This is a genomic window from Neobacillus sp. CF12 (assembly GCF_030348765.1).
Lineage (GTDB): Bacteria > Bacillota > Bacilli > Bacillales > Cytobacillaceae > Neobacillus.
In genome coordinates this window covers 5,873,064-5,896,014 of record NZ_JAUCEU010000007.1, presented here as the reverse complement: position 1 = coordinate 5,896,014, position 22,951 = coordinate 5,873,064, and the positions used below count along the sequence as shown (strand labels likewise).

At 38.4% G+C, this 22,951-nt stretch carries 24 protein-coding genes; 1 reads left to right on the top strand and 23 read right to left on the bottom strand.

What is annotated here, in order from left to right; all coding sequences use genetic code 11:
* Window positions 1-8: 8 nt before the first annotated feature.
* From QUG14_RS28460 to QUG14_RS28400, 13 genes are all read right to left on the bottom strand, one after another.
* On the bottom strand, window positions 9-626 hold the full coding sequence (locus QUG14_RS28460; protein ID WP_289343811.1) for a GntR family transcriptional regulator: 618 nt from the start codon (window positions 624-626) through the stop codon (window positions 9-11).
* 121 nt (window positions 627-747) lie between these two features.
* Window positions 748-1,455, bottom strand: coding sequence for a GntR family transcriptional regulator (locus tag QUG14_RS28455; protein ID WP_289343810.1), 708 nt, complete (start codon window positions 1,453-1,455; stop codon window positions 748-750).
* A 43-nt stretch (window positions 1,456-1,498) separates the two neighbouring features.
* Entirely contained in the window at window positions 1,499-2,209 is a 711-nt protein-coding gene (locus tag QUG14_RS28450) for an ABC transporter ATP-binding protein (RefSeq protein WP_289343809.1), read from the bottom strand.
* Complete coding sequence (locus QUG14_RS28445; RefSeq protein ID WP_289344264.1) at window positions 2,202-2,948, bottom strand: ABC transporter ATP-binding protein; 747 nt, start codon at window positions 2,946-2,948, stop codon at window positions 2,202-2,204. Before QUG14_RS28445 ends, QUG14_RS28450 begins: the two co-directional genes overlap by 8 nt.
* Entirely contained in the window at window positions 2,926-3,921 is a 996-nt protein-coding gene (locus QUG14_RS28440; RefSeq protein ID WP_289343808.1) for a branched-chain amino acid ABC transporter permease, read from the bottom strand. The genes QUG14_RS28445 and QUG14_RS28440 overlap by 23 nt, the downstream gene beginning before the upstream one ends.
* Window positions 3,918-4,778: a branched-chain amino acid ABC transporter permease gene (locus QUG14_RS28435; RefSeq protein ID WP_289343807.1), complete on the bottom strand. Its 861-nt coding sequence runs from the start codon at window positions 4,776-4,778 to the stop codon at window positions 3,918-3,920. The genes QUG14_RS28440 and QUG14_RS28435 overlap by 4 nt, the downstream gene beginning before the upstream one ends.
* A gap of 79 nt (window positions 4,779-4,857) precedes the next feature.
* Complete coding sequence (locus tag QUG14_RS28430) at window positions 4,858-6,102, bottom strand: ABC transporter substrate-binding protein (RefSeq protein ID WP_289343806.1); 1,245 nt, start codon at window positions 6,100-6,102, stop codon at window positions 4,858-4,860.
* Window positions 6,103-6,128: 26 nt separating this feature from the next.
* Window positions 6,129-8,504, bottom strand: a complete 2,376-nt coding sequence (locus QUG14_RS28425) for a xanthine dehydrogenase family protein molybdopterin-binding subunit (protein WP_289343805.1) — start codon at window positions 8,502-8,504, stop codon at window positions 6,129-6,131.
* Between the two features lie 27 nt (window positions 8,505-8,531).
* Window positions 8,532-9,044, bottom strand: a complete 513-nt coding sequence (locus tag QUG14_RS28420; protein WP_289343804.1) for a (2Fe-2S)-binding protein — start codon at window positions 9,042-9,044, stop codon at window positions 8,532-8,534.
* A complete protein-coding gene (locus QUG14_RS28415; RefSeq protein WP_289343803.1) occupies window positions 9,034-9,924 on the bottom strand; it encodes an FAD binding domain-containing protein in 891 nt (296 codons plus the stop codon). Before QUG14_RS28415 ends, QUG14_RS28420 begins: the two co-directional genes overlap by 11 nt.
* A 15-nt stretch (window positions 9,925-9,939) precedes the next feature.
* Window positions 9,940-10,383 carry an SRPBCC family protein gene (locus tag QUG14_RS28410; protein ID WP_289343802.1) on the bottom strand — a complete coding sequence of 148 codons (444 nt, stop codon included), beginning with the start codon at window positions 10,381-10,383 and terminating at the stop codon, window positions 9,940-9,942.
* Window positions 10,384-10,746: 363 nt separating this feature from the next.
* Window positions 10,747-11,352 (bottom strand): nucleotidyltransferase family protein, encoded by a 606-nt coding sequence (locus QUG14_RS28405; protein ID WP_289343801.1) that lies wholly within the window; start codon window positions 11,350-11,352, stop codon window positions 10,747-10,749.
* On the bottom strand, window positions 11,345-12,397 hold the full coding sequence (locus QUG14_RS28400) for an XdhC family protein (RefSeq protein WP_289343800.1): 1,053 nt from the start codon (window positions 12,395-12,397) through the stop codon (window positions 11,345-11,347). Before QUG14_RS28400 ends, QUG14_RS28405 begins: the two co-directional genes overlap by 8 nt.
* Window positions 12,398-12,617: 220 nt before the next feature.
* Here QUG14_RS28400 and QUG14_RS28395 point away from each other — a divergent pair, with 220 nt between their 5' ends.
* Entirely contained in the window at window positions 12,618-13,196 is a 579-nt protein-coding gene (locus QUG14_RS28395; protein ID WP_289343799.1) for a DUF2238 domain-containing protein, read from the top strand.
* Between the two features lie 100 nt (window positions 13,197-13,296).
* On the opposite strand, the gene QUG14_RS28390 is transcribed toward QUG14_RS28395, so the two are convergent.
* The 10 genes from QUG14_RS28390 to QUG14_RS28345 all read right to left on the bottom strand — a co-directional run bounded on the left by QUG14_RS28390 (window position 13,297) and on the right by QUG14_RS28345 (window position 22,913).
* Complete coding sequence (locus tag QUG14_RS28390; RefSeq protein WP_289343798.1) at window positions 13,297-14,658, bottom strand: aspartate kinase; 1,362 nt, start codon at window positions 14,656-14,658, stop codon at window positions 13,297-13,299.
* A gap of 169 nt (window positions 14,659-14,827) precedes the next feature.
* Window positions 14,828-15,445 carry an NUDIX hydrolase gene (locus QUG14_RS28385; protein ID WP_289343797.1) on the bottom strand — a complete coding sequence of 206 codons (618 nt, stop codon included), beginning with the start codon at window positions 15,443-15,445 and terminating at the stop codon, window positions 14,828-14,830.
* Between the two features lie 124 nt (window positions 15,446-15,569).
* Window positions 15,570-16,724 (bottom strand): homogentisate 1,2-dioxygenase, encoded by a 1,155-nt coding sequence (locus QUG14_RS28380; RefSeq protein ID WP_289343796.1) that lies wholly within the window; start codon window positions 16,722-16,724, stop codon window positions 15,570-15,572.
* Between the two features lie 14 nt (window positions 16,725-16,738).
* Complete coding sequence (locus tag QUG14_RS28375) at window positions 16,739-17,662, bottom strand: fumarylacetoacetate hydrolase family protein (RefSeq protein ID WP_289343795.1); 924 nt, start codon at window positions 17,660-17,662, stop codon at window positions 16,739-16,741.
* Window positions 17,663-17,677: 15 nt separating this feature from the next.
* Window positions 17,678-18,286, bottom strand: coding sequence for a flavin reductase family protein (locus tag QUG14_RS28370; protein ID WP_289343794.1), 609 nt, complete (start codon window positions 18,284-18,286; stop codon window positions 17,678-17,680).
* Window positions 18,287-18,379: 93 nt separating this feature from the next.
* Window positions 18,380-19,495 carry a 4-hydroxyphenylpyruvate dioxygenase gene (gene hppD, locus QUG14_RS28365; RefSeq protein WP_289343793.1) on the bottom strand — a complete coding sequence of 372 codons (1,116 nt, stop codon included), beginning with the start codon at window positions 19,493-19,495 and terminating at the stop codon, window positions 18,380-18,382.
* 167 nt (window positions 19,496-19,662) lie between these two features.
* Window positions 19,663-20,457 (bottom strand): ABC transporter ATP-binding protein, encoded by a 795-nt coding sequence (locus QUG14_RS28360; RefSeq protein ID WP_289343792.1) that lies wholly within the window; start codon window positions 20,455-20,457, stop codon window positions 19,663-19,665.
* Entirely contained in the window at window positions 20,432-21,463 is a 1,032-nt protein-coding gene (locus QUG14_RS28355; RefSeq protein ID WP_289343791.1) for an ABC transporter permease, read from the bottom strand. Before QUG14_RS28355 ends, QUG14_RS28360 begins: the two co-directional genes overlap by 26 nt.
* 105 nt (window positions 21,464-21,568) lie before the next feature.
* A complete protein-coding gene (locus tag QUG14_RS28350; RefSeq protein WP_289343790.1) occupies window positions 21,569-22,564 on the bottom strand; it encodes an ABC transporter substrate-binding protein in 996 nt (331 codons plus the stop codon).
* 214 nt (window positions 22,565-22,778) lie between these two features.
* Window positions 22,779-22,913 carry a hypothetical protein gene (locus tag QUG14_RS28345; protein ID WP_289343789.1) on the bottom strand — a complete coding sequence of 45 codons (135 nt, stop codon included), beginning with the start codon at window positions 22,911-22,913 and terminating at the stop codon, window positions 22,779-22,781.
* Window positions 22,914-22,951 lie beyond the last annotated feature (38 nt).

Below are 22,951 nucleotides of genomic sequence, written 5' to 3'. Positions count from 1 at the left end.
GCTATTTTTTAATCCTCCATAAAATGGACGACTCTTTCATAGGTGTCATCATCACCAATAATTAGAAGTACATCTCCTTCAAGGATTAATGCATAAGGTCCAGGGGAAATAATCAATTCCCCCTTTCTCTTCATCCCAATCACAGTCCCGCCTGTATTTTGCCAAAATTTCACTTCTGAAATTGTTTTACCTATATGTATACAGCCAGGAATTACCTCCACCTCAATGGGTGCCAGTGGATTCGTATGTCGAAGTTTTGTGGAATAATCCATGATTTTCCTTATTGTATCTGAAAGCTGGTCGTCAATTTTGTCTCTTTCGGTAATAAGACTGTTTATTTCTTTTTCAAGGTCTTTAATACTAGCTAAATTCGAGAAACGATGAATATATTTATAGGCATTTTCTCTAGATGATATAACAATCCCGCTGCCTTTTGTTGATTGAACAATCTCCACATCTTCTAAAATTTTTATTGCTCTTCTTACTGTCTCAGGTGAAACTTTATATTCACTAGCTAAAGTCGATCTTCCGTGTATCTTTTCACCTACTTTGAATTTACCGTCGTAAATTCGGTTGGCTAAGTCGATTGCAATCCGTTCATAAGTTGGTATTTGTGCCCTTTGCATATTTTCCTCCACTAAATGTGTGCCCATGTGCTTTTATATTTCCACTATACTCTAAAAAAAATGTTGATGCGAATGGAAAGAAAAAACAAGAAAAAGTCTCGTTTCCTGAGACTTTTTACTACTAAAGAAAGTTCATAAAAGTTGCATGGTGAATATAATTTTCGTTTACATGCTTTTTGATTGTCTGAACGGCTTTCTCCTTGTCCCTCTCACGAAATGCTTCTATCAACTGTAGATGTTCATTTGTCCGCTCCTTATACCATGTTGAATCAAATGGACGAACAGTTCCTTCACCTTGTATCGATAAAAATGAAATCCGCATTGAAAGCCATAATGAGTCTGTAAACTTCTTAATAAAATAGTTTCCAGAATAAGAATAAATCCTTTGATGAAATTCAATATTTAAATGGGTACCCTTAATAAAATCATTCGTTTTTAAGGTATTAATCATTTTCTCAGTGGACCATTCTAATTCTCTAATTCCGTCCTCTGTAATCAATTCGCAAGCTTTTGAAACAGCATACGCTTCTAAAACTTCTCTAATTTCAAACTCTTGTTTTAACAATTCAAAGTTAATTGGTGCAATCTCCATTCCTATTCCAGGCTTTACCATTAATAATCCTTCTTGCTCTAACTTTCTTAATGCTTCCCGTACAGGAGTACGGCTGCAGTTACATTTACTAGCCAAATCATCTTCTGTAATTCGATCTCCAGGCAATAATTTCCCTTCTATAATGGCATTTTTCACAATATGAAAAATAGCCTCACGTAAAGGTTTTGATGAATAGCGTTCTAATTCTTTCTCAAAATGATAAAGCTGTTTCTCCATGTGGATTCTCCTTCAATATGCTCCCTATTCAACTACTACTTTATTATACTCCAAGGTATTTGTGAAGAATTTCATCACTATTTAATAACACATCAGGAGTACCTTCCCAAACAATCTGCCCTTTATTCATGACCAATACGCGGTCCGCAACATCACAAGCTAATCTTAAATTTTGCTCGACAACAAGTATCGATAGTCCCGTATTCTTCAAATCCTTTATTATGTCGGTAATTTGGTCGATAATGACAGGCGCGAGTCCTTCTGAGGGCTCATCCATCAAAATTAACTGAGGATTGGTTATTAATGCCCTTCCAATTGCCAGCATTTGCTGTTGTCCACCAGATAACTCATTCCCCATGTTTTGTTCTCTTAGCTTTAACGCCGGGAACAATTCATATACCTCATTAATTGTCCAATATTTCAAGCCTTTTTCTTTATGTTTAATAGGACGACTTGGCATGAGGAGGTTTTCTTTTACAGTAAGAGAAGAAAAGACCCTCCTTCCTTGTGGTACTAATGCCATATGCAGTTTAGAGATTTTATTTGCTGGTAAACCTTCTATCGAATGATCCTTAAAGCGGATCTTTCCTTTTTTCGATGGTGTTAATCCAGAAATCGTGTGAATTGTTGTGGTCTTACCCGCACCATTACGTCCTAACAGGGCAACACACTCACCTTCAGAAACTGTGAAATTAACCCCTTGTAAAATATGGCTACTTCCATAATACGTGTGAACATCTTCTAAACTAAGCATGGTTACGGGCACCTCCACCAAAGTATATTTCTTGAATCATCTCATTCCCACGAACTTCTTTTGGTGTACCCGATAAAATGGTTTCACCATGATGTAAAACGGTTATTCGATCCGCTGTACTAAATACAACCTCCATATCGTGCTCAATCATTAATAATGATACAGAACGAGGTATCTTTTTAATTAATTCTGTTGTCCTCACAGTTTCGGATGGTGACATTCCGGATGTTGGTTCATCTAAAAGAAGGATTTTTGGGTTAGCACAGAGTGCTAATATTATTTCTAGTACCCTTTGTTCACCATACGATAAATTTTTTACTTTTACACTTTTTCTATCCTGCATTTCCCATTGAAGCAACATCTCTTCTGATTCCCTTTTGATATCAGTGTACTCAGAAAGACTTTTAAATAATTTCATCTTATATGGTTTTTCAGATAAAATCGCTAAGTATATATTCTCTTCAACCGTTAAATCATTAAAAAGGTTATTCTTTTGAAAAGTCCTCGCCATCCCTAAATGGACACGCTCGTGAGATGCTATATCCTTAATCGATTTGCCTTCTAAAAGGACATCCCCAGACTCAAATTTAAGTGTCCCATATAGACAATTGATAAATGTAGTTTTCCCGGCGCCATTTGGCCCGATAATGACATGGCGCTCACCTGATTGTAAATCGATTGTCGCATCTTTTAAGACATGGATAGCTTTGAAGGATTTATTTAGCTTTTCCACTTTCATTAAGCTCAATGATCGTCGCCCCCTTTTTATCCATTAATAGGTTTTTCTTTGGAGTCAATTTTTTCGTGATTAGTTGTAGTAATTGCAAGATTCCACCACGGTTGTATAGAACAATTACAATAAATAGTAGTCCCATAATAAGTGACCAACGGTCCGTCATAGTACTAATATAGTTCTGAAGGAAAATAAAAACCCCCGCCCCAATCACTGGACCAAAAAGTGTTCCCATCCCTCCAATGAAAACCATAATCAAAACTGTAGTTGCCATGTGAACACTAAATAATTCTGGACTCGCAAACTGCGTCTTAAATACATATAGTCCACCAGCCAGACCAGCCAATCCCCCAGCTAAAACATAGGCAATAATTTGATATTTTTTAACATGATATCCAAGCGCTACCATTCTACCTTCATTCTCCATTATCCCTTTTAAACCTTTTCCAAGTGGAGAGTTCACAAATAGACGAAGAATAAAATATGCCAGGACGAAAAAGACACCTACAAAATAGAAAAGACTTAACGGAGAAGCTATTTCCATGAATCCCAGATTTGGCTTTACAGATGTTCCTACTCCGTCTGCTCCTCCCCATAAATCAGATTGACGAAACAGAAGAAATAGCATTTGGGTAAAGGCTAAGGTAATCATCAAGAAAAAGATCCCTTTATTTCGAATGGCTATTAAACCAGTTAATAAAGCGAAAAGGCCGGAAATAATAATAGCTGCTGGCAGTAGAAGATAGATACTTGTCAAATGTTCACTTAACACAGCAACACTATAGGCACCAATTCCAAAAAATGCACTATGACCAAGGGATTGTAATCCTCCATAACCCATTATTAACCCAAGACTCATAGCAAAAATCGCCATAATCAAAACTTCTGTCAACATAAACAACACAAATGGTGAAATTACAAATGGAAGTGCACAAACACTTACAGCAAGCAACAATGTGGCAATAATCGATTTTTTCATGATTCCACCCTTCCAAATAACCCCGTTGGCTTAAACATTAACACGATGACCATCACAACAAAAATCAATAAAACAGACACATCAGGGAGATAGATTTTTCCAAAAGAATCAATAATTCCAATTAAAATGGCACCAATAAAGGCACCTTTCCAACTGCCAAGGCCACCTATTAGGACAATTACCAATGAGTTTACTAATATTTCAAATTCCATTTTTGGATACATTCCTAAAATAGGGCCACTTAATACACCGCCAATAGCCGCAAGTGCTGCCCCAAACAAAAATACTGCTGTGAAAATCAGTCTAATATTAAAACCTAAGGCGCCAACCATTTCCATATCATCAACACCCGCTCTGACAATCATTCCCACTTTTGTTTTCGTTTCAAAGTACCAAAGAAGGACTGCACAAGCAATACCAATAGCTATAACAAATAATCGATAGATTGGAAAGCTGCTTTCGTTAATAGCAAAGGAAAAATCCATAATGGATGGAACTGGTATAGAAAGGAAGTCCCCGCCCCAAATCCAAAGTGAAATATCTCCAATGACAAAGATAAGTCCTAATGTTAATAATACTTGTGAAGCTTCGTTGCCGTGAAATCTTGAAATGAGGAATTTTTCTAGAAGAAATGCTAGGACTGTTACACAAATGGTAGCGAGAAGCAATGCAAGCCAGAAGTTCATCCCTCTACTTACCATGGCATAGGCTACATAAGAACCAAAAAGAAAGAAGGATCCATGAGCCAGATTAATGATCCTCATTAATCCAAAGACGATTGATAAACCACTAGCCATTAAGAACAGCAGCATTCCATATGTTAATCCTGATAATGTATTGACGATAAAAAGATCCATGGATTCATCTCCTTGGTTGAGTATTTTGTTCTTAAAAGAGGCTGACCCTTTATTTGAGCCAGCCTTATTTTGTAGAAGTCTAGTATTTTTTATATCCTACGTTTTCTTCAGGCATTTTAATATTTTCATATGTTTTGATTAATTCAAATGAAATTTCACCATTTGTTTCTTTACCCTCAATAACGTACATATTTTGAATTAGTGTATGTGTTACAGGATCCATTTCGATTGGACCACGAGGGCTATCAATGGTAAGTCCTTTTTTCAGAACACTAACAAGCTTTTCGCCATCCAGGCTGCCTGCCTCTTTAACCACTTGAGAAATTAATTTCCCAGTATCATAGCCGTTGACGACATAGTTATCAGGGATTTTATTAAATTTAGCTTGATAGGCTTTCACAAACTTTTCATTAACTTCATTTTCGAGTTCAGGGAAATAATTTGTAATCATTTTTCCGCCTACAACTGCATTACCAACCGCTTTCAAGTTGAATGGAGCGTTTAATAATGAACCGCCTTCAACAAGCGTGTATTTATCCTGCAAACCGAATTCTTGATACTGCTTAACAAAACGGGAACCATCTGCACCTGGAATAAACATAAAAACAGCCTCAGGTTTTGAATTATCAATTTGTGTTAAGTAAGAAGAGAAATCACTAGTACCTAGCGGGGCCCAAACAATTTCACTAACCTTGCCGCCGCCCTCTTCAAAACTAGGTATGAAATCGGTTACAATCTCATGTCCGGCGACGTAATCAGAGGCAATGATTACTGCATTTTTTCCTACTCCTTCAGCAGTAAATTTTCCAGAAATAGAGGCATATTGCCATGCAGAGAAGCTGGTTCTCCAAACATAATCACTCTTCTTCTCCCATGACATGACGTCAGTAGAGCCTACCACATTAATTAATGGAACTTTTTTGTCAGTGTCTACTTTGTCTCTTAACGCTAAGGCGATACTTCCAACCGTACCACCACCCACAATATTAACTCCTTGGTTTAATGTTAATTGTTCATATTTACGGAGGGCTGCTTGCGGGTCGCCTGCGTCATCTTCAAAAAACAATTCCACTTTACGTCCATCGATTTCTGGGTTTTCTTCAAAGTATAGTTCAATACCTTCTTTAACAGGAGTTCCCATTGAAGCAAAGTTTCCAGTTAATGAAAGAATGAATCCCATCTTCACTGGATCCTTGGAATCTCCTTCACTCTCTTTACTATCATCATTGCTACTGCTATCAATAGCACTTCCACTGCAAGCTGCTAAGAAAAGAAGACTAAACACTGCTAAAATTTGAAAAAATTTACCCATCGATTTTTTCATATTCACTGCCCCCTAGTTTTGTTTTACTATTTTAAAATCGCACTTTGTTTCTTTTCAGCTTCTTTAATCAGTCCTCTCAATCTGCTTGGGCTGACTGGCAATTGATTGATTACAATATCAAGATCGGATAGAGCATCGACAATAGCATTGGCTATCGCAGCTGGTGGTGAAATGGCCCCACCTTCTCCAACTCCTTTGATACCCAATGGGTTCCTTGTTGAAAGATGCTGCTGGTGTCCCTTTTTAACCGTTGGAATCTCCATTGAGGTTGGCAGCAAGTAATCCATATATGTCCCTGTTAATAATTGACCGTTTTCGTCATAAACAACTTCTTCATATAAAGCCGAGCCAATTCCTTGAGCAATTCCACCTTGTACCTGCCCATCGACAATCATAGGATTAATGACGGTACCACAGTCATGGACGACACTATAATTTTGAAGTACAACAAAACCGGTTTCCTTATCTACTTCTACCTCAGCAACATGAACAGAGGAAGCAAAAGTAACAGTAGGGGGAACAAAATAATGTGTGATCTGTAAACCCGGTTCAATTTCAAGCGGTAATGGCGGTCGTGCTGCAGGTCTAGACCGTTTGTAGATATCTTGAAGCGTTAAGAAATGATTGGGATCATCCTTCGAAAAGATTTTCCCTGCCTCAATGACAATTTCTTCAGGTGATGTACCAAGCATAACTCCTGCAATTTCAGCTACTTTACTTCGCAATTTTAGTGAGGCCTCATGCATGGCTGACCCAGCGTTTACTGCACTGCGACTTGCATAGGTTCCTGCACCAAAGGGCAAAACAGCTGTGTCGCCAACCTTAATCACAATATCATCAGGTGTTAAGCCAAGTGCATCAGCTCCGATTTGGGCAAAAACGGTTTCATGACCTTGTCCCTGTGGAGAAGCACCCAAGTGGGCAATTACTTTTCCAGTTGAATCAACACTGAGTAAAGCACCTTCAAAGGGACCTGCACCTGTTCCTTCTACGTAAGTAGAAATCCCGATGCCGATGTTTTTCCCAGACTTCTTGAGTTCTTTCTGACGTTCACGGAAGCTTTCATATTCAACCATTTCTAGTGCTTGATTCAACGCAGCTGGATAATCCCCGCTATCATAAATAAGCCTTGCACCATCTTTTACTAAAATCCCTTGATCGTATGGCATTTCATGTGCCAGGATCATATTTCTTTTCATAACTTCTACTGGATCCAGCTTTAATTTCCTCGCAATCATGTCGATCACACGATCCATTGTAAACACTGCTTCAGGTCTTCCTGCTCCTCTAAAGGGAACATTGGGTGTTTTATTCGTTAACACAATTCTCGATTTAATATCATAGTTTGGTATTTTATATGCTCCACGTAAATGGTAGGCAGTGTTATAAGCACAGGTAAATCCAAAAAAGTTTACTGCGCCTGAATCAACCACAAATTCATCACGTAGACTGAGGATAGTCCCATCATTGTTATAAGCAACAATCACATCATGGACTTGATCTCTTGATTGCCGGGCACTTGTTAAATGTTCTAGACGATCTTCCACCCATTTCACAGGTCGATTTAATAACTTGCTAATATAAGGGACAAGGATTTCCTCGGGATGCACCCCACCCTTTGGACCAAAACCCCCTCCAACATCCGGAGCTGTCACTCGAATGTTTTGTTCAGTCCAGCCTAAGCAATGGGCAATCGTCGCTCTTACTTCAAATGGCAATTGTGTAGCAGACCAAACATGGATTTGATCGGTACGATTATCATAATCTGCAACAACACCACGTGTTTCAATTGGATTCGAAGATAGCCTTGGGGTTTTCACTCTTGCCTTAAGAACATGATCAGACTGCTGTTCCACTTGTTTGGCGTCACCAATTGATAGATGGAATTCCATTTGGATATTTCTTTCCACTTGTTCTTGAACGAGTGGAGAGCCTTCCTTCATTGCTTCATACGGGTCAACAATCGGTTTTATCTGCTCATATTCAACTTTTATTAAATCGGCAGCATCCTCTGCAATATAACGATTATCGGCTACAACTACTGCAACCGGCTGTCCCACATACATTACTTTATCTACCGCTAAAACGCTTTCAGCATTGAATTGAATTTTTGGATTTATTTCTTTTGCAACATTGGGTGGTACAGCACTATGTGATTCGAATTGGGTAATCGGATTAATGATTCCCTTAATGTCATCACCAATCAGAACCGCATGTACACCAGGTAATTCCTTTGCCTTCAAACTATCAATATGGCGAATAATCGCGTGTGCCTGCGGACTACGTACAAAAACAGCTTCTAGCATTCCAGCTAATTTGATATCTGCAACAAATTGGCCTGTTCCTGTGACTAAGCGATAATCTTCCTTTCTTTTTATACTTTGCCCTACATATTTCTTCATCTTCATGCCTCCTTTGTGACCACTACGTTATTGAGCAGAAACTACTGAACTATTACCTTTGTCTCTTTGAAGTATTTGAGCAGCCTGTTGCACGGCTTTAATAATATTTGCATAGCCAGTACATCGACATAAATTTCCTGAGATTGCTTCTCGAATTTCTTTTTCAGTTGGATTTTGATTATCCTCTAGGAAATGCGTCAACGTCATGAGAAATCCTGGTGTACAAAACCCACATTGCAATGCATGATTATCTGAAAAGGACTGTTGAAGTACATTGAGTGTTCCATCAACATGGTTTAAAGACTCAACTGTTTCGATTTCACATCCATCTGCTTGAACCGCAAACATTAAGCAGCCTCGAACTGGTTCACTATCTAGTAAAATCGTACAGGCGCCACATACACCATGTTCACAGCCAAGATGAGTTCCAGTCAGATTACATTCATCACGAATAAAATCAGTAAGCAGGAGTCTAGGTTCTACTTCTTTCTGAACCTTCTTACCATTAATTGAAATATCAACTTGTACTTTATTGGACATTTTTTTCTCCTCCTCTTGCACGTTCCACTGCAATCTTTAGCGCACGAACGGTTAGTGTGCCTGTCAGCTCTTGCCGATATTCTGCCGTACCATGAAGGTCTGATTCCGGGTCCACACTTTCTTGTGTTAGGTCGGAAACTTGTCTTAAAACTTCATCGGTTAGTTTCTTTCCGTTTAAATAGTCTTCTACTTGCTCCAAAGCTATTGGAGTTGGATTTACACCGCCCACAGCAATTTTCACATTTGACAATTGGCCCATATCGTCTAAATCAACTACAACAGCAACCTCTGCTAAACCAAAATCCCCATGTCTTCTAGCAACCTCAACAAAAGCAGAACCACTCTCTTTTGGAATAATCGGGAATCGTACTTCTTTTACCATTTGATCTGGCTGTAATGAAGTCAGCATATAGGTTAGGAAAAATTCTTCAGGAACAACAACCTCTTCACTGCCATCCACATTGACGATAACGATCTGTCCACGAAGTGCTGTAAGAACACATGGTAATTCTGCAGAAGGATCTCCATGGGCAATACTACCGCCTACTGTACCTCTATTTCTGATTTGTGCATGTCCTACCCATTTAATGGCTTCTGATAATAAGGGGCATACTCCTTTCACTAAATCCGAATTCTCAATATCTTTATGTTTCGTTAAGGCACCTACTGTTAAAAAATCATCTTCTAGTTTTATATAATTCAAATCACTAATTCTACTAATATCAATTAAATAAGCTGGTGCTGAGAGTCTCATATTCATCGTGGGGATTAAGCTTTGTCCTCCCGATAAAATCTTTGCATCTTCTCCGTATTCCTCTATAAACGTAAGCGCCTCTTGTAAATTTGTTGGTCGAAGGTAACTAAATACAGCTGGCTTCATTTTTTTCTCCCCCTATTAAGCTCTAGTAAGGAGCTGTTTTTTAACATCTTTAAAGAAGTTTCCAGCTAGAAATTTTGCGATTCCACCAATGACTCGATTGCCAACACTTGCAATTGTTCCGCCAATTTCAGCTTCACATGACCATACCACCTGGCACCCATCCTCTAAAGGTTCAATTTTACATTCGAGTGTTGCGTCTACAAAACCAGGTTTCCCACTTCCTGCAGCATAAAGTTTGTAATGAACGGGTTCTTCTATATCCTCAATTTTCACTTTTCCCGTATATTCTCCTTTTACAGAGGCTACACCTAATTTAAGATTCACATCATATTCTACATCTTCATTTAAAATTAACGATTGACATCCTGGGATTGCACTTACTAAAATCTCTTCCGTATGCAGTGCTTGCCAAATGGTGTCAACAGATTCGTTAAACTTTGCTGTACCACTAATATTCATAAAGAATCACCCCAGATTATTATTTTTATTTCATTGTGTATACCTGTATACAATGATAATAATAAAGAAATAATAAAAAATTCTTTTCTAGCTCTTTTTTACCTAGCATACCTGTATACAATGTTAACTCTGTTACAATAGTAACAATCTTCAGAATTTAAAGTCAATAGTTTTTTGCTATTCAATTTTATTTTCTTTGTTTTACATACAAAACTTATTTTTCCTTATTAATCATAATACATCCTATTTTTTTGTCAATATGAATTTGCAATCTTCTGAAAAAACACATAAAACTTAATTTCCAAAAGAAAAGCCCTGTAAATTCTATGAATAATTTCTATAGAAATTTACAGAGCTTCATTGTTAATAAATTGTTTTGCTGCTATACTGTTTTCCGTTTTGATAATCTACTACTGTATCAATATCCATCCCCCAAGTAGAATTTTCAAATGAAAGAATTCTGGTATCACTTTTGTATTTCTTTATTATTTCTTTACCGCCCTGATCTCCCTCTACCCCTAAAAATTCCTCGTATAGACTCTTATCAATTAATATGGGGTGACCTAAATTCCCTTGGTATTGAGGTCTTACGATACGTGTCCCTAAACGAAAATGTTCTAACATTGTTTGTATGACAAGATCAGGGACGAATGGCTGGTCAGCCAAAAAGATGAACGTGGCATTACTACGCTCAATGATATTTTCTATCCCTATTTTTAAAGATGTGGACATGCCTTTTTCAAAATTTGGGTTGTGAATATACTCCACAACTTGTAAATCATCACTCTCTGCTTTAAATGCCTGCATATGCTGGCCACCTATTAAACAGATTGGATTCAACTGATTCCTAATGGCTTGTTCGAGCGGATATCGAAAAAGTGGTTTTCCTTTCAATGGCATCAAAAGCTTGGGCTGTCCCATACGCTTAGACATTCCAGCCGCAAGAATGATTGCCCCTACCCTAGACATGAATTTTCACTTTACCTTTTAATGATTTCCCTTCACGATTGGACCGCACTGCCATCAATTCAGAAACAATGCTTATTGCCACTTCATCCATCGTTTCTGCCCCAATATCTAGACCAACAGGCGAATATATTTCTTCTCCAATAATTAAATCCTCGCCTATATTTAGGAGCATTTCTTGTGTTCGTGATACAGGTCCTAACACCCCAATATATTTCGGATTACTTTGAAGTGCTAGATGGAGGGCCTCTTCATCCCGACTTTGCAAATGATTCATAATGACCCACCAAGCACCCTTTACATTTTCCGAATTAATATTTTCTGGCAGCTCGACTAAATGTGTGGCAGCAGGGAAATATCGCTCTCTATTGAATTCACTACGCGGATCTAAAACGGTAACTGAAAAACCAGCTTTAGCAGCCAGTTCCACCACTGGAATGGCGTCTTTTCCAGCACCTGCTACAATTAATCTTTGGCTTGGCCGTATGGCATCGATAACAAATCTACGACCTTCCCATTTCAAAACTTCAGCGCGCTTTTGTGACTTAAGACTTTGTAATGCACTTTCGTACACAATCGAAGGTAGATACTCACTATCACCAATTATCTCACCGTCTTTTGTTACCAAAGTTTTAATCCCAGTTGGTACCTCTAAAATAAAGGAAAATTCCTCATCTTTGTTTAATAGACGGTCTGTTTCCTCCCAAAATTCATCATCCTTTTTAGTCGGCAGAATGAAAATTTCTAGTGAGCCTTTACAGCCAATTCCTAAACTCCATATTTCATTATCGCTTAAGTCATAGGTTTTTAGCATTGGTGTTGCTTCTTGAATTGCCTTTTCTGCAAACCCATAAATATCACCCTCTAAACAGCCCCCGCTAATTGTTCCCGCCATTTCAGCATCTTCTGCCATCATCATCTTTGTTCCAGGTAATCTGTATGCGGATCCATTCACACCAATTAGCATAACTATGGCTGCTTTTTTATCTTTTTCCCAAACCGATTTAATTGAGTTCATTATTGTACGAAATTCTTTTAAACGTGACATCTGCATGTTCTCCCCTTTTAATTGGTAAAGTTAACTTATTACAGTGATATATGTTTTAAATAGAAAACAAGTGTTATTTTATTGTTATGATATATTAATTTAAGAATATTATCAATAATCTGTCAATTATAAACATTATTTTTCTTTTGCAGCCATGGGTGAGATGGAGATGAAGTGGATATAATTCATAGTAATGCGCAATCTACCTGAGGTGAAAATAATGAATCGAAAGTTAGTCCTTTTGCTCAGTTTTCTCTATGTTGCATTTATGGCCTTTTTATTTTTTCATTACCGCTCCAATGAGGAATCCTTTAAATCAACGGTTGCCATTGGAGGAATGATTTGTGGGGCGGTTCCACTCCTCTTAGCTCTTTTTACGAAGCTCCAATTTAATCTGCCCATTGTCATTTCCTATTTACTTTTCTTGGTTGGTTCACAGTATTTCGGCTCAATCCTAGGATGGTATGGGCTGGGATGGTGGGACACATTCATGCATTTCCTAAGTGGAGCGATACTTGCATTTTCTGGAATCGCATTATATGAGAGATTGATTCATCGAGACGCAGAAGTGGAGATTTCCCCTTGGATTATCTTTCTATTTACTTTATCATTTGCTGCTTTTGGAGGAGTCTTATGGGAAATTTATGAGTTTAGTTCCGATCAATTTTTCAATATGACCTTACAAGGCGGGGGAAATAACGATACCATGATTGATTTAATCTCTGATACAGGTGGCGGATTGATCATTGCGGTGGGGGCTGGGTTACGTACGAAGAGTAAGATCAAAAAAAAGCATTAGTACCCTCAGTTATCATAAGAAGTTTTTCCTTTCGCTGATATAGGTTCGCAGATATAAATAAAAAGCAGTCTAAAAGGTAAATTTTAGACTGCTTTTCTATTTAAACGGGTACTGCTGCGAAAAACTCATCGTATAGAGCTTGAACGGCTCTCTTTTCATCAACTTCTTTTACTCCAAACATCATACTAACCTCAGAGGAGCCTTGGTTTATCATTTCAATATTGACCTTTGCCTTGGCTAAAGCTTTTGAAGCACGTGCCATCGTTCCAACATTCCGACGCATTCCCTCGCCTACAACCATAATTAGTGATAGGCTGTGCTCAATTTTGACTTCATCCGAGTGAAGTTCAGACTCGATTCTCCAGGCAATTTCATTTTCCATATCAGGATCGATTTGTGCTTCTCTTAAGATAATGGAGACATCATCAATTCCAGATGGAGTGTGTTCATATGACAGACCATATTCTTCTAAAATACTCAAAAGTTTCCGTCCAAAACCAATTTCTCTATTCATTAAGTATTTGCTAACGTAAATGCTGCAGAATCCCTTATCACTAGCAATACCAACAACCGGACCATTCGTATTATCCCTCGCGTACACAATTCTCGTGCCAGGTGCACTTGGGTTGTTCGTGTTCTTAATTTGAACTGGAATTCCTGCACGAAATGCAGGGACTAATGCTTCGTCATGTAAAACTGTAAATCCTGCATAGGATAATTCACGCATTTCTCGATAGGTTAACTCTTTTATTTCCTTCGGATTATGGACAAGGTTTGGATTAACTGAAAATACCGCATCCACATCTGTAAAATTCTCGTATAGACTGGCTTTTATACCGTTTGCAAGAATTGAACCCGTTATATCTGAGCCACTTCGTGAAAAGGTGAACACATCACCTTCCTTACTATAACCAAAAAATCCTGGAAAAATGATGATTCCTGGAACCTCACGCAGTGAATATAAATTCTCATACGATTCATATAAAACCTGTGCATTCCCTGGTTCGCTGCTTACAAACAGACCTGCTTTTCCAGGATTTACGTAGGTAGCTTCTACTCCCTGCTCCCTAAAGTAGGCAGCAACTAATTTGGCGTTATTATCCTCACCACTTGCCTTTACGAGATCCATAAACCTGTCAGGCTTACTTTTATCTCCATTTAATCTCTCTGATAAATCGTGATGAATTTCACTAATTATCTCATTAGGGAGAGCCAACTCAGCTGCAATGGAGGAATATCTTGACATAACGGCGTTAAACTTTTCCTGTGGATTACTATCTTGAAGACATAGTTCAGCACACTCTATCAATAAGTCTGTTACTTTCTCATCGTCAGCATACCTCTTCCCAGGAGCAGACACGACTACTACTTTCCTCTCAGGATCAGCCATCACAATTTGAAAAACCTTTTCGATTTGTTCTCCTGACGCTAAAGAGGATCCTCCAAACTTTACAACCTTCATCACAACATCACCTATCCCAAAAAAGTATAATTTTAATTTTATCCCTATTCTGAAAATAATCAAGTCTTTTTTTCTCCTACAAAAAGACATTTGTTCTTCCTAGGAAGACAGTGGTAAAAAAAAGTGAAATTATCAAGGATAATTATACTTTCATTATCCCTAGATCATCTCACTGTTTCAGTATTTCAATAAAATGGGATAGGATTTTTGCTGTTAGTCCCCAAATCGCCTTTTCCTCATAAAGGTAAAAATATTCATCCAGTGCCCTTGTCCTCCAATTGTAATTTTCACCACCTACAATTAAGTCAAAGGGGAAATTCTCCTCCGGCTCCACCTTAAAGTGAATACGATAAAGATCCGGGGCATTTTCAATAAAATAGGACAAAGGTACCGTGAATATTTCTCCCACTTCGGCGGGATTTAATTGGATTTTTTCAGGACTTTCTAGATAGGATACGAAAGGATAAATCATCATTCCAAAAGGAGAAATCATGAAATCGAGTGGATAAACCTCAGATAAGTTCTCTTTACTAATTCCTAATTCCTCCGTAGTTTCCCGAATCGCTGCACTTTTTTCATCAATATCTTCCGGATCAATTCTTCCCCCCGGGAAACAAATTTCTCCAGGCTGTCGGCGCAGCTGGAGGGAACGGACCTCAAACAAGACATGTATGCCATCCGCTTTTTTAATTAGTGGCACCATAACGGCAAATTTCGAGAATTTATCACTTCCTAAAATACTTGGTGTATGGCTTTTTAATTTTGATTGAATGTGGTTCAAGTTCATGATTTTCACCTCCATTTTAAATCTATATTTCCATACTATCACGTATTAGAAGTATCATACCTTACTTTTGACTTTTACAAAAAAAACAACCCGATTTTTCCTTTATCGGGTTGTTACCATAGAATTATTCGACCCAAGAAAACATATAACCAGTATCCTCTATTTCACTCGCACTCTTAACCACTTTAAGTGGATGGAAGGTATCAATCATAACCGCAAGTTCGAGCGTTTCCTTTTTTCCAATGCTGTTTTCCGTTTTTCCGGGGTGTGGACCATGTGGAATACCGCTCGGATGAAGGGTAATCGACTCGAGCTGGACCCCTTTTCGACTCATGAAATTACCTTTTACGTAATATAGTAATTCGTCACTATTCACATTACTATGATAATAAGGAGCAGGTATGGCTTCTGGATGATAGTCAAACATTCTTGGCACAAAAGAACAAACCACAAAGTTATTCCCTTCAAAGGTTTGGTGTACAGGAGGAGGTTGGTGGATTCTTCCTGTTATAGGCTCAAAATCCTCTACATTAAAAGCCCATGGATATAGATACCCATCCCAGCCAATAACATCAAATGGATGATGTCCCAAAATATGAGAATGGAGTGATCCCCGCGATTTTGTTACTACTTCAAACTGTCCCTTTTGATCATAAGTCTCTAAGTTTTCAGGTCCACGAAAATCACGTTCACAAAAAGGGCTGTGTTCGAGCAATTGGCCATATTCATTTCGATACCTTCTTGGCGTTGTAATTTGACTAAAAGATTCTATAAACAACAGTTTAGTTTCTTCCTTTTCATCAGGAATCATTCGATAAATGGTTCCAATCGGGATTAACAGATAGTCACCTGGTCGATAGGTAATCGTTCCAAACATGGTTTCAAGCTTACCTGATCCATAATGAACAAACAGCATTTCATCCCCATCACCATTGCGGTAATAGCTTCTCATTGGCTCATTAACATATGCCGTCCCAATTAATAAGTCCTGATTTCCTAAAATATATTCCCGCGCTGAAAGCGCATCCCCTTTTTTGATGGTCTTATTCGTCAAAAAATGACGGTGCTTTAACGATTGCTGTTCTTCATAATCTGGCAAATAGCCGCCAACCAACTTTGATTTAAGTACTTCCGTTGGCATGTAGTGATGATAAAGGATTGATTGTGTTCCTGAAAATCCCCGTGTCCCCATTACCTGCTCACGAAAGAGAGTTCCATCATTTTTTTTAAACATGGTATGACGTTTACGTGGAATTCTTCCCATTTGCCGATAATACATGATTTCACCTCGCTTTAATCATTTATAATCCAATTCTTTAATACTCCCAGCCTATCAATCTCAAATACAACCTCATCACCCGGTTGTAGCCAGCAATGCACCTCTGTACCGAGTTCAAGGATACATCCTGTCCCAACAGTACCAGAACCGATAATTTCCCCAGGATAAAGCGTAACGCCCGCAGAAGCCCTCTCTAGCATTTCTCCGAAGGAATAGTAAATATCCTTCATATTTCCTTCCGATAGCAGGACTCCATTTACTTTTGCTTTCATGGTAATATCAAAGCCCTTGCCCGATTTTAAATTCTCCAACTCATCCTTGGTGAGAATCCATGGTCCAATAGAGGTTGCAAAGTCTTTTCCTTTGGCAGGTCCTAAACCTACCTTCATTTCCTGTCTTTGAAAATCGCGAGCGCTCCAGTCATTTAATATACAATAGCCGAAAATATACTCTTCTGCTTCGTCAGCCCTAATATTTTTGCCTTGTTTCCCAATTACACAGGCAACTTCGAGTTCGTAATCCAGCATATTGCTTCCAACAGGCTTAGAAATTTTGTCCTCTGGCCCCTTAATCGCAAGGTGATTTGAAAAATAAAAGACTGGTATCTCATACCATTCTGGTATCATTTTCAGACCTCTATTTTCACGAGCAGATTTTACATGCTGCTCAAAAGCATAGAAATCGCGGAAACTCTTAGGAACAGGCAGCGGCGCAATCAGTCGAATATCATTTAGGGGATAGACACCTCTATCCCCTAGTGTGTGTTGTAAGAGCTGTGCCGCAATTTTCAGATTTTCCTCACTCTGTTCTAGAAAGTCTATTAATTTTTCCGGCAATCTTCCGTTCGTTGCTTCGTTCAAGTCTATAACAAGTTCAGTTGCTAACATCAAACCAGATCTTACTGTCCCATCGCTTTTTTCAAAAGTTACGAATCTCATAAAATCACCTAGTTTCTATTTCCTGATAATATCAAAGGTTTTCCCTAATGGATTGGTATAGGTATTGCCTGCCATTCTGCCAATTGGCTGGAGTTTTTCTGTATTAATACGTCCATTATGAAATAATTCATCTTCTACATGAATATTCAAAACCTTACCGATTACAAGACTCCCTGAGCCAGCCTTGTCACCAAAATCCAACACCTGGTAGAGCTCACATTCTAAATGGACCAGTGATTCCTTTATTCGAGGAACTTTCACCATCAAACTAGGTTCTTTGGTTAAACCTGTTACCACTAACTCATCGACATCAGGAGCAAATTCAACCGCACAATCGTTCATTTGTTGTGCCATTTCTTCACTGACGATATTAATCACGAATTGATTTGTCTTTTCAATGTTTATGAGTGTATCTTTTTTTGCTCCGTCACTTCCCTTTCTCATTGGTGAAAAGCAAATAAGCATAGGGTCGGCGCAAATTGCTGTAAAAAAGCTAAAGGGAGCAGCGTTGGCAATTCCCTTTTCATCGATTGTTGTGACAAAAGCAATCGGACGAGGCAGTATTGAGCCGATAAGAAGCTTATAAGCGTCTCTCCATTCTAGTGTGTCAGGTGACACTTCCATTCCTCTCCCACCTCTATTCTAATTACACTTTGAAAAAGGGAGAACACTCTCCCTTTCTTTTCGTACCTGTAATTCTCCCCTTTAATAAATATCTTATAAATTTCCTCTACGGGCCTGTTCTCTTTCAATTGATTCAAATAATGCCTTGAAGTTACCCTCACCGAAGCCTCGTGCACCCTTACGCTGGATAATCTCCACGAATAGGGTTGGTCTATCGACAATAGGCTTAGTGAAAATTTGCAAGAGGTAGCCCTCATCATCACGGTCTACAAGAATATTTAATTCACGGAGTTTCTCAATTTCTTCGTCAATTTTTCCTATTCTCTGTCCCAAATCCTCATAATAGGCTGCTGGTGTATTTAAGAACTCTACCCCATTCTTTTTAAGAATGGCTACAGTCGAGACAATGTCCTCCGTTAGAATAGCAAGATGCTGGACACCTGGACCATTATAGAATTCTAAATATTCCTGGATTTGTGATTTTCTTTTTCCTTCCGCTGGTTCATTGATAGGAAACTTGATTCTGCCGCCATTGTGCATAACCTTTGACATTAGAGCCGAATATTCAGTCGTAATGTCTTTATCTGAAAAATGCTTCATTTCAACAAATCCCATTACCTTTGAATAATATTCAACCCATTCTTCCATTCTTTCTACATTACCTACCACATGATCAATTCCAATTAATCCAGCGTCCTCGATTGGAAGGTAAACAGAGTATGGCTCATAGCCAGGCATGAAAACCCCTTGATAATTATTACGTTCTACTAACGTATGGATAGTATCTCCATATGTACCGAGAACGGCCTTTTTAATTGACCCTTTATCATCCTTTACTTCAAATGGAGGCACAAGGGCAATGCCACCACGCTCTACAGCCGCGTTGTATGCCTTCTCAACATCATCTACTAAGAGAGCAACATCCTTTACACCGTCACCATGATTTTTTACAAATTGAGACACACGCGTATCATCTTTATAGGAACCCGTTAAGACTAGGCGAATATTTCTTTGCTGCAGCACGTAGGAAACGCTTTCACGATTACCTGTTTCAAGACCAGAATAGGCAACTGGTTTAAATCCAAATGCTGTGCAAAAAAAGTGGCAGGATTGCTTAGCATTACCTGTGTAAATTTCGATATAATCGACATCTCTAACAGGAAAAAAATCGTTTACAAGCTGATCAGCTTTTAATCGTTTTTCTTTCATTTATATTCCTCCCGTTATCTTTTAATTAATAATATTCAGAATATATATTAAGTGATACTAACATGTCCCATCAAGAGCAGGGGGTAAAGCGATGACGCTGTTGAGTAATAAAGAGTTACCAAAACAAAAAAAAAACAACCCTTTTAAAAGGCTGTTTCTCAATATACTTAAGATAAAACCGCACGGTCACTTGCCATCTGAACCCCGCGAATTCTTTTAAATTCCTCTAATAATCCTTCAATTGTTAAGTTTTTCTTATTTTCTGCATCTACTTCCAATATGATTTGACCTTTATCCATCATAATTAGGCGATTTCCGAGATCAATCGCTTGCTGCATATTGTGAGTAACCATTAAGGTGGTAAGTTGGTATCTCCCAACAATTTCTCGTGTAAGATTGGTTATTAATTCAGCTCTTGATGGATCAAGCGCAGCAGTATGTTCATCAAGCAGTAAAATGGAAGGTTCGGTAAAGGTCGCCATTAAAAGTGACAGTGCCTGCCTTTCCCCACCGGACAACAACCCAACCTTTGCGCTTAAACGGTTTTCCAAGCCTAGGTGCAAGGATTCAAGAACTTCTCGAAAATAATCACGCCTTTTCTTAGTGACCCCTCTTCTAATGGTTCGCGTTTTATTACGCGAATACGCCATAGCCAAATTTTCTTCAATTGTCATACTAGGAGCAGTCCCTGCCATCGGGTCCTGAAAAACACGGCCAATCATTTTTGATCGTTTATATTCTGACATAGTGGTTACATCTTTCCCAGCAATATGAATATCACCGATATCAGGTACCAACACCCCAGAAATAATATTCATTAACGTCGATTTTCCGGCTCCATTACTACCGATAACCGTTACAAAATCACCAGGTTTCAAGGTTAAATTAATATGATCAATCGCAATTTTTTCATCAGGAGTACCTTCATTAAAGATTTTATGAATCTGATTTAAGTGCAGCATGGTTCTCACCCTTTCGATCAGCGGATGCCTGGATCATGTTCAGTTTTTCTTGCCTTCTCCGGGCTTTACGCTTCTTCTCTTTAGAATGTTCAATTATCTTTGGTGCTGTTAAGGCGATAATAACAATCAAAGCGGTGATTACCTTCATATCACCTGGATCTAGGAATTCGACCCTTAAAGCTAAGGTAACAACGATACGGTAGATGATAGCTCCTCCGATAACCGCTAGTGTTGCCCTGGCAATTGATTTGGTACCAAACAAGGCTTCGCCGATAATGACAGAGGCTAACCCAATAACAATCATCCCTATTCCCATGCCAACGTCCGCGAACCCACCTTGCTGCGCGATTAATGCACCTGAAAATGCAACTAGCGCATTGGATAATCCAAGACCTAGGATTGTTAGGAGATTAGTATTTGCAGAGAGACTGCGAATCATCTGTTTATTGTTACCTGTCGCTCTTACAGCAAGACCAATTTCCGTTTGTAAAAACAAATCCGTAAGCCCTTTGATTACGAAGGTTACAATAATCATAAAAATTAATATTCCCCAAGTATCTGGCAGGCTGTCCCCAAGACCAACCATCGTTAAAAGGTTGTTAAAGAAAGCATCTACACCTAGATTTTCGAAAAATGTACCGATTTGCGTAAAAGAAGTATCTGTATTTAATAGCGGGATGTTTGATCTTCCCATAATTCTTAGATTAATAGAATAAAGTGCTATCATCATTAAAATACCGGATAGTAAATTATTAATTTTTCCAAAGGTGTGAAGCAGACCGGTCATACAGCCTGCTGCAAAACCTGCAAATAATGCCATTATTGTAGCCACAAACGGGTTTACCCCACCAGCAATTAAGACTGCTGATAGTGCTGCACCTGTAACAAAACTTCCATCTACCGTTAAATCCGGAAAATCCAGAATACGAAAGGAAAGATAGACGCCCAGTGCCATAATCGCGTAGATGATACCTGCTTCAAATGATCCAAATATGGCTGTAAACATTGAGATCATCCTTTCTGTAAGTCTTTGTTCTTCATTATTTAATCCTGTACAGTTATGAAGGAGTCAACCATTTTAGCGGCTGACTCCCAGCATTAGCTATTGTTTTTATTCAGCTTCGTAAAACTCACCAAGATCTTTCCACTCGTCTTTTACTTCAAGACCCTGTGCTTGGGCAGCCTGTTTGTTAATAATAAGCGTTAAACTGCTAGGAAGTTCTACTGGAATATCAGATGCCTTCTTATTTCCGCTTAAGATTTCAGCAGCCATTAAACCTGATTGGTAGCCAAGATCAAAATAGTCGAAACCGCTCGCTGCTACTGCACCCTTTTTCATCGAATCCAACTCACCAACAAACAATGGAATCTTTTTGCTGTTTGACACCGAAATAACAGACTCAAGCGCAGAAACAACGGTATTATCTGTAGGAATATAGATTGCGTCAACGCGGCCAACTAAGGATTCAGCTGCCTGTTTCACTTCAGCAGAGGTGGAGACTGAAACTTCTACGAGCTTTGCTCCCTTACCTTCTGCTAATTTTTTTACTTCTTCCACTTGTACAACGGAGTTTTGCTCACCAGAATTATAGATAACTCCAATTTCTTTTGCTTTTACTTCTTCAGTAATAAAATTAATGGTTTTCGCTGTTCCTTCAGGATGGTTATCCGTAGTCCCGGTAATATTTTCACCAGGCTGATCAAATGACTTTACTAATCCAGCACCTATTGGATCTGTAACCGAAGTAAAGATGATTGGAATTTCCTTTGTCGCATTCAGTGCACTTGTTGCACTTGGTGTTGCATTCGCAAAAATTAAATCTACTTTATCTCCAACAAAATTGTCAGCGATTGTTTGAACGTTGTTCATATCCGCCTGTGCATTTTGCTCGTCATATTCAACTTTAATGCCTTTTTCCTCTAAAGCCTTTTTAAACCCTTCAGTTGCAGCATCCAAAGATGGGTGGGCTGCAAATTGGCTAATACCAACTTTAAATACCTTATCCCCCTCTTTTTCCGTTCCTCCCGCTGATTCCTTGCTGCCGCACCCAGCAAGCATCATCATCCCTGCCAAAGCAAAAGACAATACCTTTACACGCTTTTTCATTATTAAATCCCCCTAAACCTCTTTTTAATTTTCTAAAAATTTATTATATTATAAAAGTTATTCTAGTATTTTTTTGCACTAAAAGTCAATAGAATTACCCAAAATTATTTTTCCGCTTTAAAGCGACAAATTTCTTATTCTTTTTCAATAAAAAGTTTTTCATCAAAAATAGAAAAGCCCTCGATTTTTCGAGAGCTTTTCATTACTTATTCATTTATCTAGACCAATCTTGTGTTTGAGCCAATAGTTTATCAATTTCTATTTTTTTTATTTTACTTGTGATTTTCTCAGATGTTAGATTTTCCGTAGACTCTAGCAGCTTATCGATATCAATCATTGTTGTTTTCATATCTAACCTCCTAGTTTTAATTACTACACTATTCGTCT

Coding starts and splice junctions, on each gene's coding strand:
- QUG14_RS28370 (WP_289343794.1), bottom strand. CDS start 18,286: ATGGAAGTGTCACCTGACACACTAGAATGGAGAGACGCTTATAAGCTT.
- QUG14_RS28415 (WP_289343803.1), bottom strand. CDS start 9,924: ATGAAGCCAGCTGTATTTAGTTACCTTCGACCAACAAATTTACAAGAG.
- QUG14_RS28420 (WP_289343804.1), bottom strand. CDS start 9,044: ATGTCCAATAAAGTACAAGTTGATATTTCAATTAATGGTAAGAAGGTT.
- QUG14_RS28380 (WP_289343796.1), bottom strand. CDS start 16,724: ATGTATTATCGGCAAATGGGAAGAATTCCACGTAAACGTCATACCATG.
- QUG14_RS28405 (WP_289343801.1), bottom strand. CDS start 11,352: ATGTCTAGGGTAGGGGCAATCATTCTTGCGGCTGGAATGTCTAAGCGT.
- QUG14_RS28455 (WP_289343810.1), bottom strand. CDS start 1,455: ATGGAGAAACAGCTTTATCATTTTGAGAAAGAATTAGAACGCTATTCA.
- QUG14_RS28445 (WP_289344264.1), bottom strand. CDS start 2,948: ATGAAAGTGGAAAAGCTAAATAAATCCTTCAAAGCTATCCATGTCTTA.
- QUG14_RS28385 (WP_289343797.1), bottom strand. CDS start 15,445: ATGAACTTGAACCACATTCAATCAAAATTAAAAAGCCATACACCAAGT.
- QUG14_RS28425 (WP_289343805.1), bottom strand. CDS start 8,504: ATGAAGAAATATGTAGGGCAAAGTATAAAAAGAAAGGAAGATTATCGC.
- QUG14_RS28460 (WP_289343811.1), bottom strand. CDS start 626: ATGCAAAGGGCACAAATACCAACTTATGAACGGATTGCAATCGACTTA.
- QUG14_RS28450 (WP_289343809.1), bottom strand. CDS start 2,209: ATGCTTAGTTTAGAAGATGTTCACACGTATTATGGAAGTAGCCATATT.
- QUG14_RS28390 (WP_289343798.1), bottom strand. CDS start 14,658: ATGAAGGTTGTAAAGTTTGGAGGATCCTCTTTAGCGTCAGGAGAACAA.
- QUG14_RS28435 (WP_289343807.1), bottom strand. CDS start 4,778: ATGGATCTTTTTATCGTCAATACATTATCAGGATTAACATATGGAATG.
- QUG14_RS28345 (WP_289343789.1), bottom strand. CDS start 22,913: ATGAAAACAACAATGATTGATATCGATAAGCTGCTAGAGTCTACGGAA.
- QUG14_RS28360 (WP_289343792.1), bottom strand. CDS start 20,457: ATGCTGCACTTAAATCAGATTCATAAAATCTTTAATGAAGGTACTCCT.
- QUG14_RS28410 (WP_289343802.1), bottom strand. CDS start 10,383: ATGAATATTAGTGGTACAGCAAAGTTTAACGAATCTGTTGACACCATT.
- QUG14_RS28355 (WP_289343791.1), bottom strand. CDS start 21,463: ATGTTTACAGCCATATTTGGATCATTTGAAGCAGGTATCATCTACGCG.
- QUG14_RS28395 (WP_289343799.1), top strand. CDS start 12,618: ATGAATCGAAAGTTAGTCCTTTTGCTCAGTTTTCTCTATGTTGCATTT.
- QUG14_RS28400 (WP_289343800.1), bottom strand. CDS start 12,397: ATGTCACGTTTAAAAGAATTTCGTACAATAATGAACTCAATTAAATCG.
- QUG14_RS28430 (WP_289343806.1), bottom strand. CDS start 6,102: ATGAAAAAATCGATGGGTAAATTTTTTCAAATTTTAGCAGTGTTTAGT.
- QUG14_RS28440 (WP_289343808.1), bottom strand. CDS start 3,921: ATGAAAAAATCGATTATTGCCACATTGTTGCTTGCTGTAAGTGTTTGT.
- QUG14_RS28350 (WP_289343790.1), bottom strand. CDS start 22,564: ATGAAAAAGCGTGTAAAGGTATTGTCTTTTGCTTTGGCAGGGATGATG.
- QUG14_RS28375 (WP_289343795.1), bottom strand. CDS start 17,662: ATGAGATTCGTAACTTTTGAAAAAAGCGATGGGACAGTAAGATCTGGT.
- hppD (WP_289343793.1), bottom strand. CDS start 19,495: ATGAAAGAAAAACGATTAAAAGCTGATCAGCTTGTAAACGATTTTTTT.